The organism is Vibrio cortegadensis (genome assembly GCF_024347395.1).
GTDB lineage: Bacteria > Pseudomonadota > Gammaproteobacteria > Enterobacterales > Vibrionaceae > Vibrio > Vibrio cortegadensis.
The window spans coordinates 462,391-478,708 of the sequence record NZ_AP025473.1; the positions used below are offsets into that span (position 1 = coordinate 462,391).

At 40.7% G+C, this 16,318-nt stretch carries 12 protein-coding genes; 6 read left to right on the forward strand and 6 right to left on the reverse strand.

Annotated elements, in window-relative coordinates; translation table 11 throughout:
- Positions 1-363: 363 nt before the first annotated feature.
- Positions 364-1,068 carry a DUF445 domain-containing protein gene (locus tag OCV39_RS16435; RefSeq protein ID WP_261890030.1) on the reverse strand — a complete coding sequence of 235 codons (705 nt, stop codon included), beginning with the start codon at positions 1,066-1,068 and terminating at the stop codon, positions 364-366.
- Between the two features lie 88 nt (positions 1,069-1,156).
- Here OCV39_RS16435 and OCV39_RS16440 point away from each other — a divergent pair, with 88 nt between their 5' ends.
- Positions 1,157-1,279 carry a hypothetical protein gene (locus OCV39_RS16440; RefSeq protein WP_261890031.1) on the forward strand — a complete coding sequence of 41 codons (123 nt, stop codon included), beginning with the start codon at positions 1,157-1,159 and terminating at the stop codon, positions 1,277-1,279.
- A 67-nt stretch (positions 1,280-1,346) separates the two neighbouring features.
- On the opposite strand, the gene OCV39_RS16445 is transcribed toward OCV39_RS16440, so the two are convergent.
- Positions 1,347-2,819, reverse strand: a complete 1,473-nt coding sequence (locus OCV39_RS16445; RefSeq protein WP_113798625.1) for a C69 family dipeptidase — start codon at positions 2,817-2,819, stop codon at positions 1,347-1,349.
- Positions 2,820-3,183: 364 nt separating this feature from the next.
- Here OCV39_RS16445 and OCV39_RS16450 point away from each other — a divergent pair, with 364 nt between their 5' ends.
- Entirely contained in the window at positions 3,184-5,907 is a 2,724-nt protein-coding gene (locus OCV39_RS16450) for a DUF2339 domain-containing protein (RefSeq protein WP_261890032.1), read from the forward strand.
- A 78-nt stretch (positions 5,908-5,985) separates the two neighbouring features.
- Here OCV39_RS16450 and OCV39_RS16455 read toward each other — a convergent pair whose 3' ends face one another.
- Positions 5,986-7,836, reverse strand: coding sequence for an ABC transporter ATP-binding protein (locus OCV39_RS16455; protein ID WP_113798621.1), 1,851 nt, complete (start codon positions 7,834-7,836; stop codon positions 5,986-5,988).
- 351 nt (positions 7,837-8,187) lie between these two features.
- Between OCV39_RS16455 and OCV39_RS16460 the strand changes: the two genes are divergently transcribed.
- Positions 8,188-8,571, forward strand: a complete 384-nt coding sequence (locus OCV39_RS16460) for a DUF3319 domain-containing protein (protein ID WP_261890033.1) — start codon at positions 8,188-8,190, stop codon at positions 8,569-8,571.
- A gap of 83 nt (positions 8,572-8,654) precedes the next feature.
- On the opposite strand, the gene OCV39_RS16465 is transcribed toward OCV39_RS16460, so the two are convergent.
- Together OCV39_RS16465 and glgX are read right to left on the reverse strand one after the other, a co-directional pair.
- A complete protein-coding gene (locus OCV39_RS16465) occupies positions 8,655-9,113 on the reverse strand; it encodes an insulinase family protein (protein WP_261890034.1) in 459 nt (152 codons plus the stop codon).
- Positions 9,114-9,396: 283 nt separating this feature from the next.
- On the reverse strand, positions 9,397-11,358 hold the full coding sequence (gene glgX, locus OCV39_RS16470; RefSeq protein WP_261890035.1) for a glycogen debranching protein GlgX: 1,962 nt from the start codon (positions 11,356-11,358) through the stop codon (positions 9,397-9,399).
- 457 nt (positions 11,359-11,815) lie between these two features.
- Here glgX and OCV39_RS16475 point away from each other — a divergent pair, with 457 nt between their 5' ends.
- The 3 genes from OCV39_RS16475 (at position 11,816) to OCV39_RS16485 (ending at position 15,008) form a co-directional block, all read left to right on the forward strand.
- Positions 11,816-13,087, forward strand: coding sequence for a carbohydrate porin (locus OCV39_RS16475; protein WP_170961634.1), 1,272 nt, complete (start codon positions 11,816-11,818; stop codon positions 13,085-13,087).
- A 107-nt stretch (positions 13,088-13,194) separates the two neighbouring features.
- On the forward strand, positions 13,195-14,067 hold the full coding sequence (locus tag OCV39_RS16480; RefSeq protein ID WP_261890160.1) for a MalM family protein: 873 nt from the start codon (positions 13,195-13,197) through the stop codon (positions 14,065-14,067).
- Between the two features lie 74 nt (positions 14,068-14,141).
- Complete coding sequence (locus OCV39_RS16485; protein WP_261890036.1) at positions 14,142-15,008, forward strand: alpha/beta hydrolase; 867 nt, start codon at positions 14,142-14,144, stop codon at positions 15,006-15,008.
- Positions 15,009-15,144: 136 nt separating this feature from the next.
- Here OCV39_RS16485 and OCV39_RS16490 read toward each other — a convergent pair whose 3' ends face one another.
- Positions 15,145-16,119, reverse strand: coding sequence for a DHH family phosphoesterase (locus OCV39_RS16490; RefSeq protein ID WP_261890037.1), 975 nt, complete (start codon positions 16,117-16,119; stop codon positions 15,145-15,147).
- Positions 16,120-16,318 lie beyond the last annotated feature (199 nt).

The window sequence follows — 16,318 nt, forward strand, 5'->3', positions numbered from 1 at the left end:
AAATCGTTCTTTAAAGGTTCAATGTAAATAAAGATAATGAATAGGTTGATTATCATTTGATAAATTGACCGTGTCATAACGTGTTGTTTTGTAAAATATTTGAGTGTGTACTAGGTTTGTTAGAGAGCATGAGGGAATTGAACAGTATTAAAGTGGGTATGAGTTTCATTTTCAGATGAGCTCACAGTGGTATGCTGAATCTTTAGAGGTGTGCTGTTATACCTAACCTTTCTAATATAGGCAGTTTTTTTAATATACAAACTCTTTTGCGATAAGGTCGGAACAAGAGAAGCGGTAATGGATCTTAAAGGGAGCAACATTGCTGCCCCTCTAATTATAAACCGAAAGCCGAGTGTACTTTGATTAAGCGGCGAGTGAAGAAATAACCCCGATTAGACCACCGAACACCCCTCCCCAAACTACTAACCAACCTAAATGCTGTTTAATCATTTTTTGGACCATCTCTTTGACTAATTTCGGTGTGAGTTCATTTAATCTCTGATCGATGATGTTTTCAATATTGATTTTGATCTCGTCCATCATGGCTGGAGATTCTAGCTGCTCTTTCAATGCTTCTTTTACTGACTCGCTTTGGCTGATTTCAATGACTGATTCTTGCATCTTTTCTACAAATGGTTGCTTTAGTGGCTGTAGTGCTTCCGTACCACCAACCATTGCTAACATGCCACCAAAAGAAGAGTTCGCGATCACATCAATAAGTGAGTCGAAGGTTGGGTTGAAATCTATTTTTGATATCACGGGCTGCAAATTTAAACTTTTACCGCTCGCCATCTCTTTGTTTAAAAATCTATCAATATTCGACTCTGTGAAAAATTGCTCCATCATTAATTGTTTGATCGCCGCTTTGAACTCTTCGAAACGAGCGGGTATGACCCCTGACCCGTATAGACCCGGTACTTTCTCAAATAACATATGAATGGCAAGCCAGTTTGTTATTGCTCCAGAAAAAGCGAATAACCCAGCATAAAGTAGAGTCGTGTTGTTTAGTTGGTATCCAGCCGCGAGAAGCGATATGGAGATCAGGTTGGTCAGTAAACTTTTGTTCATTTTAAATCTCGATAGATGTTATTAAGCGAGATTTTAAGGAAAAAAAGAATCGTAGGAAAGAAAAGATGGATAACTGCGAATAGAATCGATGAAAAAGGTCAGATCCCTTTCGGAATCTGACCATCCAGAACGCGCAAGCAAAGGGCGTTTGGTCTCTTTTGCGTCTATCAATTTAGTCGCTGAAGATGAGCATGTAAACGAACAAGCGTAAGATACTATAAATAATAGGCCAACATTTTGAAGTTGGTCGTTATTTGACCGCCTCTGTTACATTTTATCTATAGATTCATTATCTTTTTGAATTCCTCATCTGAATATTTTTTCTCTGTACTTTTTGTTAGATCTGTCATCATTTTATAACGAATGTCAGTCGCCATTGTGAGCGTGCGCTGTAGTTGCCCAAAAGAGTAATCAGATGCCATATCCAATGCGGCTTGTTTATCTGTTTTGTAGAGCGATTTCAATGTGGTGTCTAATTGGCTGACTTGTTTGTAGAGTTTAGTCTCTTCTTTATCCCAAATTTCTTTAAGCATTGGCAGATACTTGCTTTGATTAGCTGAAGCAAGGGCGGTTAAGCTTCTAAATTGCCAGTAAGCGGAGTTGTCTGTGTAAGTGTCACCACCAGTCAAGTAAGGCGTTGGGTACTCTTGAAGGCTCGAATAAAGAGGCACGAGAACGGATTCAGGTAACACACCAAAGCTCTGCCAAATTAGCCCTTGAAGTTCATATGGCATCTCTGGACGTAACTGTATGATATGAGATTCAAGTTGGCGTTCTACTCTGATTGGTCGTTGGCCTTTCTCTTCCAATGATGTGCCTTTGTATGTCGCACTAAGTACTTCTGCTACATCTTGAACGGAAATCTTCTCATCGGGCTTCATGAATAACGGGTACTGATCTTGTCGAGTCGGCTGGCTTTTTGACTCTGTTAACATCTTCTGACCTAGCCATTCGCGATCGATGTTATAAACATCCCCCGTGACTCCGAATGCTTTGGCAAAGTTAAATGATTTGGCATCAGGATTGTCGAGCAGTTTATGCTGGTTCACAAATTCGACTAGCCCTTTCGAGTGCATGACGCTTTTACTATTAAGGTTAACTCCGTGAATTCGTAAGCCATTGGCGATCATCGCATAGCTGTCATCTGGAACTTTAACCGCGATCCAGTGATGTCCAGAGCCAATTTCGACTAACCAAACTTCATTGATGTCGGCAATATATAAGCTATTACCTTCGCCTGCGCCGTATTTTTCAATATATTCACCTAATAATGTCACCCCCTCTTTTGCTGTTTTAGCTTGAGGTAATATTAATGTTGGAATTATGGCTTCAATGACACCGTCATCAATTAGTGGATCTACTTTTAATGCCTTTTCATTTATTTCAGCGCTGGTGGTTGCTGATATTGCAACGTTATATTCATTAATACCACGCTCTTCATAAAATTTACTTTGGCTATCAACAGTATTTGCATCCCAATCTGGAATCGCTGAGTATGCGAAGAACTCTTTTGGCATAGGAACTTCTAGACCATTACCTAACTTCCAGGTCTCTGATTCATTTTTTTGAGCAGGACGGTATGCTAAGTGTTTGTTCCAGTTATTGATTCCGAAGTCTTCATTACGTGCGATCATAATGCTGCCATCAATAGATGCACCTTTTCCGACAATTAAACCCGTACACGCATCAGCGCTAATGGTAAATGTAGAAAGAATTGCAGCAGATAAAATGGATAAAGATATTTTGTTCATTGTAAATCTCCAGATGTGGAAAAGCCCAAACGAATAAAAATTCATTACTGTTGATAAATATGCATTTAATGTTGATTGTTTCGATTAATATTCGGTTTGGAGTGTATATCTCTATTGATATAAATATTGTCTAGAGGATCACGCTATCGTTATTCTTTTTATTAGAATAATTAATTTATTGATATCGAGGTTGATATGAAGAGATATAACGGTTGTAGTTCGGTATTTACTCAATTCTCTATGCCGAGACATATTAAAGCTAAACTATATTGGTACAATGAAATATTAATATCAGTCGTTTGATGTACAGCCTAATAAGTTCGTGGATTAAATGATTAATCGTGATACGTCATAGGAAGCTAACATGGATGAAGTTGTGCTGATTATCGGATTGGTGGTGATAGCGTTGCTTGTGAGCCCTATCGTTGCCATTAGAGCTTTGATAGAAACAAAACGCTTAAGATCGGCTTTGTCTCAATTGAATGAAAAAGTGGATCGACTAACGGAGCTGAAACGTGGTGTGTATACAGAAAGGCAACCTTCAACCTCTAAAGGGGACGATGTGTATCAGCGAGAAGCGGAGTCATCGATAGATACTGCTGATAGCTTAGGAGTGAATGAAAGCTCGCCTATCGTTGAATCATTGCAATCCGCCGCCAATGACACTCCTGAAGTTAATCTAGAATCGGAAGTTATCGTTTCAAACACCACTAACAATTCACGTCGTCCTCCCAATCCACTAGAAAATTGCAATCAAACGGAAGTTGGATTTGGACAACAGATTGTCGTCCACTTAAAACGGAACTGGTTAGTATGGATCGGTGGGTTAGCTCTTGTATTTGGTATCGGGTATTTAGTGCAGTTTGTTGGAAGTCGAATTGAAATCTCACCTCAAGGGCGCATTACCGGAAGCTTGATATTGTCAGTGGCTATTGTTGGTTTTGCGGAGTGGTTACATCGACAAATACAGGCGAAGAGGTGGCGTCTTGTTGATATTCCTAACCAAGATTATATTCCAGCAACGTTTGCAGCCGCAGGGATGACCGGTATTTATCTCACGATTGTGTTCGCAACGGTGATGTATCAACTTGTTCCAGAGTCATGGGCTTTGGGGCTTATCGCATTAACCGCTTTGGTCTGTTTGACTTTAAGTTATCGGTTTGGAAGCTTAATGGCGATCTTAGGGCTAATTGGTGGTTATACGGCTCCTTTCTGGGTTGGTGAAGGGACGCCTAATTTCTATGTGTTCATGAGCTATATCAGCATGGTAACGGCTGCTGGATTATATGTGCGCCCGCGAATGAATGTTCCTTGGCTGTCTTTGTTTATTAGCTTGGCTCATATTGGATGGCTTGGGCTGATGAGTTCCGCCATTGAAACCGATAATTTAACACTTTGGGTTTCGCTATTTTATCCCTTATCCACCTATTTATTAGTGCTTGTGCCTCATCAGGGTTGGGCGCTAAAAGTACCGTTTCGCCAAAGAGTACCGCGGACTTGGTATCACCCTGCAATCATTGCGGGGATGATTGGCGCGCTGATACTTATTGCAGAATCACATCTTCCACTGAGTAATTTTACGCTCTTTTCGTTAGCTATCACTCCCTTTGTCATGTTGCTATTGCCTGCTGTTCGTCGAGGCTATTCAAGCCGTGAGTCCCAATTATTATCATTGGTTTCAACGGTCATTCTCACTGCTGTGTTGCATCTACATTTATTGAATACGCCAGAGTCCCTTTTATCAGTGCTTGGGGTGTTAGCTCTCTGGACTGTGCTTCTTGTATTGCGTTCTTATAGACAGTTTTCAGCCAGTTATCGTTCCACATTCAGTTATTGGTGGGCGGTATCTTGCGGTGCATTAATGCTAATTGGTGTATTGGTTTATGTGGAAGGAAATTATCCAGACAGATTGTGGCTAACAAGCCTTTTTGCTCTTGGCGGATGCTTAGGACTCGGTGGATTGGCAAAAATGGAACCAAGATTGCGTTCGGACCTTTCAGCGTCAATTCATGCTGTACTGTTGGTACTTAATTATATTTGGTTCTATGGCGAGGTGTTCACTGCTTTATTAGCGTTACAAGTTTTGGCAATGACTCTTCAAATGGTTCTTTCTTACGCTGTGTTGCGTGATGTTGTCGTTAAGATTGCCGTCTCACTATTGCTCACTCGTTTAAGCTTATTACCTGTGATTGAGTCGTGGCAACAAGGGCTTTCGCCACAAGGTTGGGTCGCGGTAGCAAATTGCTTACCTGCGATTGTCATTTTAGGTTTCGCATTAAAAATGATGCGTGAGAAAAGCATTGTATTAGCGGATTGGTTTGAAGGCGCACTCGTTCATGTCATTGCTATCTTTGTCTTGATGCAAAGTCATTACTGGCTGACTGGTAGCTTTGTAATATTCGATAAACTTGATTTAACGAGTGTGAGTTTCTGGTTAATAGAGGCGCTTGTATTGGTTGGTGTCTACAGTTACCGCCAGCAGTTTAGTCATACAATGCATTATTTCTATCTATGCTACCGTTACGCTCTATTATTGGTCGCTCTGATATGTATGTTTTTACTCAACACTCAGTTTATGCCGTTATCGGCAGATACCGTGTCGGCTACAGCGATACCACTGTTTAATGGTTTATCTCTGGGTTGGTTACTTCCAGGCGCCGCGCTTATTATTTTAGCTCACCGAAATTGGTGCCCTGAGCCGGTACAACCTCGTTGGTTATATGTTGTAGGTGGTGGGTTGCTCGCGTTATGGCTTGCATTATCAATTCGTCAATTTTGGCAAACAGAAAGCATGTCGATATTGGAAACAACCAGCATGGCGGAATGGTTAACTTACTCTGCTGCATTAGTCATTTTGGGAGCGTTATGGACCTACATTGGTGTGGTTCGTCAAAAATCTGCTCAACAAACTTATGGCTTAATTGTTGTGGGGCTTGCGGTGGTGAAAGTCTTCATTTCTGATGTTAGTTACCTGGATGGTATTTGGCGAGCGGCAAGTTTCTTAGGGCTAGGCTTAGCTCTTATTGGTCTAGGGTGGCTGTTCCAAACACTTAAAAAGCGTCATGGCGAGGCTGAACTCGAAAAGTAGTGGCTGACTAAAAGGTAAAAAAATGGCGACCATAAACGGGTCGCCATTTCAATTAGCACTAACTAATGGTTTGCATTACTAGTTGCTTCCACTGACATCTAAGTTCTCGCCAATAAAACCACCAGTTTGATGAGCCCAAAGTTGGGCGTAGATGCCACCTTGGTTGATTAACTCTTGGTGTGAACCTTGTTCTACGATATTTCCTTTATCAAGCACGATTAAGCGATCCATTGCGGCAATTGTCGATAGGCGGTGAGCAATGGCGATAACCGTTTTGCCTTCCATAAGTTCAATTAAGCTCTCTTGAATGGCGGCTTCGACTTCCGAATCTAACGCTGAGGTTGCTTCATCTAGGACGAGCAGTGGTGCATTTTTGAGAAGAACTCGTGAGATCGCAATTCGCTGACGTTGTCCGCCAGACAGTTTGACACCTCGTTCACCCACTTGAGCATCATAGCCAATATTTCCGAATGGGTCGGTCAGCGTTTCAATAAATTCATGAGCGTGAGCTTGTTTCGTCGCAGCAAGTAAAGCATCTTCTCCGGCATCGGGTTTGCCATATAGAATGTTTTCTCGGATCGAACGGTGCAGTAAAGAGGTATCTTGAGTGACCATTCCGATATTGCTACGCAGTGAATCTTGAGTGACATCAGAGATCACTTGATCATCAATACGGATCTGACCGCCTTCAACATCATGGAATCGGAGTAATAGGTTAACTAAGGTGGATTTACCTGCGCCTGAACGTCCCACTAAACCGACTTTTTCTCCGGGCTTAATATTGAGGTTAAGGTTATTGATCACCCCTTTATTCTCGCCATAATTGAAGCTGACGTTATCGAATACAATGCCACCCTGAGGTACTTCTATAGGTTGAGCATCGGGCTTGTCTTGTATGTCGATAGGCTTTGATAGTGTTTTCATACCATCAATTACCGTACCCATATTCTCAAACAGTCCGCCAACTTCCCACATGATCCATTTCGACATGCCGTTAATACGCAAGGCCAAACTGATCGCGATCGCGATGGCACCTATAGTGATCGCACTGTCCATCCACAGAGCAATGGAAATCGCGGAGATGGAGAACACAAGTAGATAGTTCGCTAGTTCAACACAGACGTTAAAACCGGTGACTAAGCGCATTTGTCTATGAACCGTATCTAAGAATCCTTCCATTCCCTCTTCTGCGTATTCTGTTTCACGTTTACTGTGAGAAAACAATTTCACGGTCGCAATGTTGGTGTAACTATCGACAATTCGCCCAGTCATTAGTGATCGGGCATCCGCTTGTTCTGACGAAACGGCTTTAAGCTTAGGAACAAAATAGAATTGAATCCCAAGATAAATCCCTAGCCATATCAGCATTGGTGCCATAAGTCGCCAGTCCGATTGCGCAAGCATAAAAATGATGGCAGTGAAATAGACGGTCACGTAGATAAAAACATCGACGGCTTTCATTACCGTTTCTCTAACGGCGAGCGATGTCTGCATTACTTTGGTTGCAACGCGCCCGGCAAAGTCGTCTTGATAGAAAGAGAGACTCTGTTTTAGTAAATAACGGTGAGCCAACCATCGAATCGACATTGGGTAATTGCCAAGCAACGTCTGGTGGATAAGCAATGAGTAAGCGGTGATCATGATTGGCATGATCACGAGCAGCAAAATGCCAAGACCAATCAACGTGGAGCTATTTTGTTCTAAAAAGGTGTCGGGGTTACTCGTCGATAACCAATCAACTAATTGTCCCATAAAGCCAAAAAGTGATACTTCAATTATCGCAATACTCATACTCATTACTGCGAGAATAGCTAACGGTTTTTCGAATCCTTTGGTGTAATGAAGACAAAATGCCAGAATCCCATTGGGGGGCTGTTTAGGATCATCTTGTGGGAAAGCCTGAGTAAAGCTTTCAAATAACTTATACATATTTAATTCCTAACGTTATTTTTACTATTACGAAAACGTTCAAATTGGCTTCAAGATGGAGGAGGCAAAGGAATCACGCGGATTTTCGTAAATTAGATAGGCTTATCCTATATGCAATATGTTCGGAATGTAACCATTTGATTGCATTATTCTTGGTATTGATTTACGTCGTAATCGAACTTCTGCTTTTGTATTGAACGACTGGTGTTGACGTGAGGGTGGGTAATAAATGACCAGGTCAATATAACAAATGCAATATGATAAAAAACCGTGGTACAGATCTTTTTCTGTTCTGCTGTACGGTATATAATCCAACCAATATCCGTTATTAGAATTAAAAGATTATATATCATGGCCATTGCAAACTATCGGGGCTTTAATTTTAAGCTTGCTAATCAGTCAGCAAGTGTATGGAAGGTTAAGATCAAAGGGCAGATACTGACTGGTAATATTTCTGAATTAAAGAAGAGTATTGATTGGTGGTGCGATACGGCATCTGTTGTCGACCCTCAAGAGTTTGCGATCCAAAATGAACGGTTCAAAAAAAACAAAGCTCAGTCGAGAAATGAACACTACAACGGTTTTTTGATTAAAAACGACAGTGATGATGAAAAGGCATGGTACTGCATGTTCAACGGTCGGTTAATTAAAGGAACAAAAACGGCGATACAAAAGCATATTGATGCGTATTTAGTTGCTAAACAGAAGGCTGAAGCTGGTTTAAAATCAAATTGACTTTGTTCTTTCTGTTGGATAAGTGGCATTGACTCTGGTGTTCAATGCCACATACATATTTGCGAGTAATTGAGCTTAGTCAGTTAACTTTTTGGTCGCAGAATATTTTTGCTTTGCCAAGTGCTGCTACCAAAGGCCACCTTTGCTCTGTTGGATAGATCTTCTTTACTAATCCCTTTTGCTGTTCCTTCCAAATCTAAGAATTCATCAAAACCATAATTGTGAACCAGATAGCGGGTCATCGACCAAGTGTAGAGTTTCTGGTTGTTTAATTCTGAAGTCATATCCTTCATTAACTGTTTCGCAGCGATCTCCACTTCTTGATTAGACACACCAAGTTGAATGTCCGAAACGATCTTATCAATGGCCTTTTCTATCATGGCTTCATTATGTGGAGCAACTTGTGCTCCGATTAGCCAGTCGCTGTTTGGCTCACTATCTTCCATTAAAGTCATAACAAACGGGGCGTAGTCTAAGCTCAACTCTTCGCGAACGTAGGCCGTAAGACGCATTGTGATAATACGCTGTAGCATATCGTCCATAAAAATGGTTTTTGTCGACCTTACTTCGGGCTCAGTCGAAATGACTCGCAATAGATACTGAGAGCCTTTTTCGGTTTTGTTTGAATAGCTGTTTATGCGCTTCTTGTAACTGCCTAATTTATAAATTACCGCAATGTGTCAATTGTGCTGTTGCTTGTTTTTAATTATCGTTAAATGTTTCCATTCTTCAGTTTTTAGAAGTGTAAAAAAAGGCGAGATATAAATCATCTCGCCTTTATGTTTAGACTGATACTATTCGAACAGACTGATAGTACTGACCCTGCTAATTTTTAGGTCGAAAGTGTAATATAGCCATTGAGGTTGGCGACAACAGAACTTCTCCTTCTGCGTGTCCATGCTGTACATTTCTCAAGTTGGTATCACATATGGTTTCCCAAATTTGATTTTTATCATTTGGTAACTTAAATCTCGCAGGAGCGCTGGTTTGGTTGATTAAGTAAACCATTTCAGCACCATCGCTATCAATACCCAAATGCAGCGCAACAGAGCTCAAACGGTTCCAATCATCATGTTCCATTAAGGTTCCATCAATACGACGCCAAAAAATGCGGTTATTGTTTCTACCTTCTCCACTAAACGCTTTAATGAAAGGCACCATAAACTCTTGGCGTGCCCTGATCATTTCCGATAGCCAGCCTTTGAAATAATCTTTTCTTTCATTGCTCTCCCAATTTAACCAGCTGGTTTCACTGTCTTGGCAATAAGCGTTGTTGTTGCCATTTTGGGTATGTGATAGCACATCAGCCGTTAATATATGAGGAATACCAAACGCAAAAATTAAGCTCGCCATGAAGTTACGTTTTTGTTTTTCACGGGTGGCGATAATAAGCATGTTCTCAGAAGGACCTTCTACTCCGTAGTTTTCTGAGCGGTTATCTCCATGCCCATCTCGGTTGTGTTCGCCATTATCTTCATTGTGCTTATGCTTGTAGGAAACAAGATCTTGCATAGTGAAGCCGTCATGGTAGGTAATGTAATTGACGGTCAGTTTATGAGGCCAATTGGCGGCACTGTAGAGATCGCGCGAACCCATTAGTCGAGTGGCAAACTCTTTTAAATAGCCTTGATCACCACGCCAGAAGCTACGGGTAATGTCACGCAGTTTATCGTTACATTCATTCCAGCCAAGAGGGAAATTGCCTACTTGATAACCATTTGGGCCTATATCCCAAGGTTCTGCAATAAGTTTGGTTTCGCGTAGGGTTGGATCTTGGGCAACAGCTTTGAAAAAGGCTGCTTCAGGGTTAAAATTGTCCCCTTGTCTACCTAGAGTTGCGGCTAAATCGAAGCGAAAACCATCAACTTTGAACTCTTTGACCCAATAGCGAAGAGTATCCATCACAAGGTTGAGTGCTGGTTGGTATGTTAAATCAACGGTATTACCGCAGCCTGTAAAGTTGGCATAATGGCAACCGTGTTTAATATATACACGTGAATCTAGAGCTTTCCAGTTGAATACTGGCCCACCTTCACCGCTCTCCGCCGTATGGTTATACACCACATCTAAAATGACTTCGATGCCATTTTTGTGCAGTTCCCGAATGGCTGTTTTTAGCTCAGTTACCGCATCATTTTTAGCATATCTAGGGTCAGGAACCATGAATAAATATGGGTTATATCCCCAATAATTAACCTTATCCATCTCTAATAGATGGGGCTCATGCATGCATGCCGCAACGGGTAATAGTTGGATAGAGTTAATATTTTGTTGTTTGTAAAAGGCGAGCATTTCGGGGCTGTATAAGCCTAAATAAGTGCCTTTTTCGCTTTCATTTAAATTTGGATTCAGCTTAGTTAAGCCTTTTACATGAGTTTCAAAAAGAACGGTGTCTTCTTTGGGAATTCTTGGTTGCTCAATACCTTGCCAATCAAACTTATCGTCAATGACAACACATTTTGGCATAGAGAAGCTTTTTTCTGAGCTATAAGGTGTCTCGTAGTGGAGTGCTTTATCAATGGCTTTAGCATAAGGGTCAGATAAAAGGTGTAATCCCTTTTCTGTTTCAATAATGTAACCATATTTTTGCTGTGCTTTGATGTTTGGAATATGGGTATAACGAATCCCTGCATATTCACCTTCTAAAGGGAAGGTTTCAAACTTATCTTGCTCATCAAATAGAGCAAGTTTTATCGATTTGCATTCCGGAGCATAGATGGAAAAATTACAGCCATTATTTTTGAGCGTAGCGCCAAGTGGATAAGGGCGAGAGAGCGTTTTTGTCATGTTAGGAATTCTTTTTCATTTACTACACGGATAGAACTATTAGTAAAAAGCTTTGTCTCAACAAGGTCAAGCACCTTATTTAGATAAATGTTTATGTAATTAAATTACATTTTTATGAATGGGTTTAACAAAACTATGACTTAGTTATCGTTTTGTCAGGGTATCCGATATAAATCGATCGCCTCCTCCCCCCTGTTTGTGTGATCAAAGCTAAATAAACGTCATTCTGTAATTTATCTCATCCCTAATCATCCCCCTTAAATTTAATTAAGGTGGAGGAAGTCAGCCTTCTCATCCTTGCCTATTATGGACCTCGTTGAAACAACCGGGGACTTGTTCCCATCTTACCTCTTTTTTCGATGCGACCTGTTTACTGCCTTTACAGGATGCATCGCAAAAAGAACCAAAAAATTATAAGTCGTCCATAAATTATAAATCATCCTTGATGGAGTTAAGAATGAATAAAGTAAGTTTAATTGCTGCTGCAGTGGCATCTACATTAGCTGCGGGTTCTGCATTCGCTGCTGCTACTGATACTGTAACTGATGGTTGGGAAGTACATGGTTACATGTCTTCGAACGTTCGTGTTGTTGATGGTACAACGACAGATACTGAATTTGGTCGCCCAGACTACAAAACAGCGGGTACTCACGGTAAGAGTACAAACCAAGTCGAATTCACAATTAAAAAGCACAGTGAATACGAAAATGGTGTTTGGGCTGATTATGTAGTTCGTACCGAATTTGGTAACGGTAACTCTTACGCTTATTCATCTGATGGTGACGAAGCTGTACGTGATGAAGATGGCTTTGCTGTTAAAGAAGCATTTGTTGAGCTAGGTGGTATTCTAGGTGAAGACACTTCTATTTGGGGTGGTCAACGCTTCTTAAACCGTGCTGCGGGTATTCTTTCTGGTGAGTTCTGGAAACAATCTTCAGGTATTGGTGCGGGTATCCAAACTAAACTTGGTGGCAACACTGCTGGTATCGCTTATGTAATGGCTGATTCGATTGATGCTTTTGGTGATAAACATAAAACTGAACCACGTACTACATTATCTTCAATCGATATGTATTACTACGGTGTAGATGCTGGTATTGGTAGTCTTGATTTTGACCTAAAACTTGGTAAGCAAGTGTTAGATGGCGAAAATGATGACGGCGTAGGTGCTTCTGTAACATTAAATACTAGCTACTATGGCCTTGATGGTTGGACTCAAAACGCAATTGCTTACGGTTCTGGTGTAATGCAAAACCGTGGTGTGAACTTTGGTAACTGGTCTGGCGGCAATGATGACGCTGAGTCACTATTCCTAACATCTTACGGTGTACTGAACATTTCAGATAAAGTGCAACTAGGTACAGAAGTAGCCTACTTTACGGCTCTTGACCAACTGTTTGGTGCGGAAGGTCTGACTCGTTACATCGTAGCTGCTCGTCCTTCTTATAAGCTTAATGATAATGTTCGTTTAGAAGCAACAGCTTCATACGGCCATGAAGAAGGTGATGAAGGTTACTGGGGTCGTACTGGCGATGCTGTAGAAAGCAACATCATTAACCTTGAAATTGCAACTGCATTTACAGCTAACTCAGACTACTTTGGTCGCCCACAAGTTAAGCCATACATCAGCTACATTAAAGCCGATGATGAAGCAAGTGCGGGCATTATTGGTATTGAAAACGGCGATGACCAATTTGTATTCGGTGTACACACTGAAATCTGGTTCTAAATCGTTTAGTATTAAGGGCAGCCTTTGGGCTGCCTTTTTGACGTTATGCCCTACAAGTTATAGTTGATGGTTATAACCCACAAGCAACCTATAGTGAGAAAACAATGATTAATAAAAAAAGCTCTATATTAGCCGTAGTGTTAGGTGCCTTACTTAGCGGTTGTGCTTCAGATGCTCAAGTTAAGCTTGAATTGACTCCCCCAACGAATTCTGAAGTTTGTTGTACCACCTATTCTGAATTCCCTTTTGTTCAGCTACAAGATAATGAAGATATTAAATTTGATATCGATTTAGCATCTCCAGTCGGTTCATTTGTTTCTGGTAACAGCCACTTTGCCGCATTTCGCTTCAGTGATCGCTCACAAGAAGTCAAAATCGAATTAGCAAGTCGATTCATTGATGACAGCGTATTTGCTCCGACCGCTCTATTACTTGATGAAAATTTTCAAGTGGTCACTCAATATAAATTAGAAGACTTTCAAACACTGCCATCAAATGCATTTACCAGTACTCGTTACATCGCGAGTTTTCGTGCGGATGCGGCAAAAACGCCATATCTAGTGGTTTACACGCCAGCAGATTTACTGGGAGAAAGTATTAAGGTTGATCACCCAGCAAAAGTCCGAGCGAAAGAGTTTGGCGAAGTGATGCCGATGGTAACGGATCCTGTTTATACGCATCAACTAGGGGGTAAGTTAGAACTTGAAGTTGAAACGCTTAAGTTGCGCCCATTTAGAGCGATTTCTAAAACGGTTGAACAACCTGCTAAAGTCGTTAAACAAGAACCCGCTGCTAGCGTCGTGAAAACGAAAACAGCAATTGCAGCTCAACCTGAATCAACGAAGTTCTACATTTCTGCCATTCAAAATGCTGTGAAGTCTAATGATATTCCAAAAGCGCTTAGCTTATTAGATGAAGCGAAAGCGTTGAATATTGAAGGTGCGCAAGAAGCGTTTGTAAAAGCCGTCAATTCAAAATAATTTCACTCAATAATGTGCCTCAGTTTTACTGGGGCATTTTTTTATCTAAAGAAAATGTATTTATGAGGAAAATCATGTCTCATTTTGATCCTAAGCGTCTGCACTGTATTGATGATTTTTTTATGCCGCAACTGAATCGACATCGTGGCATTCATATCTACCTGCCCAATGGTTATGACGATTCTAGCTTGAGTTATCCTGTGATTTACATGCACGATGGTCAGAATGTTATCGATCCTCAACGTTCATCTTATGGCGACAGTTGGCAAGTCCCAGCAACCCTTGACCGTATGCAGAAGAATGGTGAGATCACAGGTTGTATTGTTGTTGCCATAGATAATGGCGCTGAATGCGAAGGGATGGGACGCTTTAATGAGTATTCACCATGGGTTATGGACCAAGAGTTCGACTTACCCAGCCGTGACTCCTCGATTTACAAGTTAGGTGGTGAGGGTAAAGCTTATTGTGAGTTCATTGTGAATACATTAAAGCCTTATATTGATACGCACTTTCGAAGTTTACCTCAGCGTCAACATACCGCCCTTGTGGGAAGCTCTATGGGAGGGTTGATCAGTTTATATGGAGCTATGGAGCATTTAGATTGTTTCGGGTTATGTGGTGTGTTTTCTCCTGCTTTTTGGTTTAACGAAGCGAAGGTTTTTGAATTCATCCGCAAGAAAGAGACTCAATCGACAAAGTCAAAACTGCCATTAAGTGTCTATATGGATATGGGAACAAACGAGACGAGTGATGATAGCCGATTGGACTTCTCTGAGGTTTACTTGGATGGCGCGCGGAAAATGAAAATAGAGTTAGAGACCAAGCATTCAAACGTTAGTCTAAGTTATCAAGAAGAAGAGGGAGCGGTGCACAATGAGCAAGCTTGGGCAAAACGTTTCCCTGATATGATGGCTTTTTTTGAGGATACTAGGACAAGATAAGCGATCTCTGTCTTTGTATAAATTGAAACGCAGCGAATTACCGCTGCGTTTTGAGTTCGTTAAGTAATATTATCGAGGGTGAAGCGTTACTTAATAGCGATTTGATGGATTTGTAAATGTGGAGGCATAAAAATTATTAGCATAAAATAAGCTTTGGCCGAATAAGATTGTAAACATAATCTAGCTCTTGTGAGAGTTGGTACATTTCATTGATGATCCCACCTGCCATATGGGCATGGCCTCCACCGAAACCTATACCTGAGTTATTCAGAACACTTCGAATTATTTTTTCTACATTATTGTTTGGACATTCTGAGCGTAACGACAAAAAAGTTTTTCCTCTATTTCGTGCACTCAAAATAACCACATCTATTTCATCAACCCCTAATAAGAAGTCACCTAATACTCCTAACATATTTTTAGGGCATCCATCAGGCAATACAGCGAAAGCACAATTCTTCTCTCTTTTCATGGAGGACAGTAAAGCGTCAAACAATTCTAATTCTTGGAATTCAAGTTGATTTCTACAGATACGATTAACCATCTGCATGTCAGATTTAGATTGGAGTTGGATTAATGCCTTCATATCTGCATCGCTGACAGAGCGTGTAAAATTTGCCGTATCGAATGTAAGGCCAACAAGTAAAGCCGTCGCTATTTTCTTTGGTATATCGAGTGAGTAGTAATTAAAGTAATCGACCAGAATTGTTGCAGTTGAGCCGTAGTTTGGTCGTATATCTGAGTACCAAACAAAGTGGGGAGCTTTAACTTGGTGATGATCAATAACGGCTACTTCTAATCCGGGAAGATCGGTTACGTTTTTTTCTCCTATACAGCCATCAACAATGATTATTTTATCATTGGGTGTAAGTGATAATTGTTTTGGGCTGACGGTTGGGATGTTTAGCCAATCAATAAGATTACGTAACGATATCCGATCTATATAACCTTGGTAGGTAATAAAAGGAGAAAACCCGAGCTTTTTTAACAGGTAAGCAAGAGCAAATGCTGATGAAATTGCATCATGATCAGGAAAATCGTGTGCTTGTACTATAATTCGTTCATCGACCTGTAAACGTTTTAAAAAATTATCGAAATTGACTAAATCCATTAGTGCCTCATATCCGTTGGTTTCCAAACTCTGGTCAGCCTTTGTGAGCCTGATTTCTCTTTTTTGAGCTGGTTGAGTTTATATTGGATAATGCCCATTTAGGGAGCAGCGTTAGGTACTAATACATATCCAATTGATTTAGAAAATATATATCAATATCTGATTATTTATAGTGACAGTAAGAGAGTTATGTCCATTA

Excerpts from the sequence above, each read along its gene's own strand:
- glgX (WP_261890035.1), bottom strand. The coding sequence starts at position 11,358 with ATGACAAAAACGCTCTCTCGCCCTTATCCACTTGGCGCTACGCTCAAA.
- OCV39_RS16490 (WP_261890037.1), bottom strand. The coding sequence starts at position 16,119 with ATGGATTTAGTCAATTTCGATAATTTTTTAAAACGTTTACAGGTCGAT.
- OCV39_RS16445 (WP_113798625.1), bottom strand. The coding sequence starts at position 2,819 with ATGAACAAAATATCTTTATCCATTTTATCTGCTGCAATTCTTTCTACA.
- OCV39_RS16475 (WP_170961634.1), top strand. The coding sequence starts at position 11,816 with ATGAATAAAGTAAGTTTAATTGCTGCTGCAGTGGCATCTACATTAGCT.
- OCV39_RS16440 (WP_261890031.1), top strand. The coding sequence starts at position 1,157 with ATGAAAAAGGTCAGATCCCTTTCGGAATCTGACCATCCAGAACGCGCA.
- OCV39_RS16465 (WP_261890034.1), bottom strand. The coding sequence starts at position 9,113 with ATGGACGATATGCTACAGCGTATTATCACAATGCGTCTTACGGCCTAC.
- OCV39_RS16450 (WP_261890032.1), top strand. The coding sequence starts at position 3,184 with ATGGATGAAGTTGTGCTGATTATCGGATTGGTGGTGATAGCGTTGCTT.
- OCV39_RS16460 (WP_261890033.1), top strand. The coding sequence starts at position 8,188 with ATGGCCATTGCAAACTATCGGGGCTTTAATTTTAAGCTTGCTAATCAG.
- OCV39_RS16485 (WP_261890036.1), top strand. The coding sequence starts at position 14,142 with ATGTCTCATTTTGATCCTAAGCGTCTGCACTGTATTGATGATTTTTTT.
- OCV39_RS16435 (WP_261890030.1), bottom strand. The coding sequence starts at position 1,068 with ATGAACAAAAGTTTACTGACCAACCTGATCTCCATATCGCTTCTCGCG.
- OCV39_RS16455 (WP_113798621.1), bottom strand. The coding sequence starts at position 7,836 with ATGTATAAGTTATTTGAAAGCTTTACTCAGGCTTTCCCACAAGATGAT.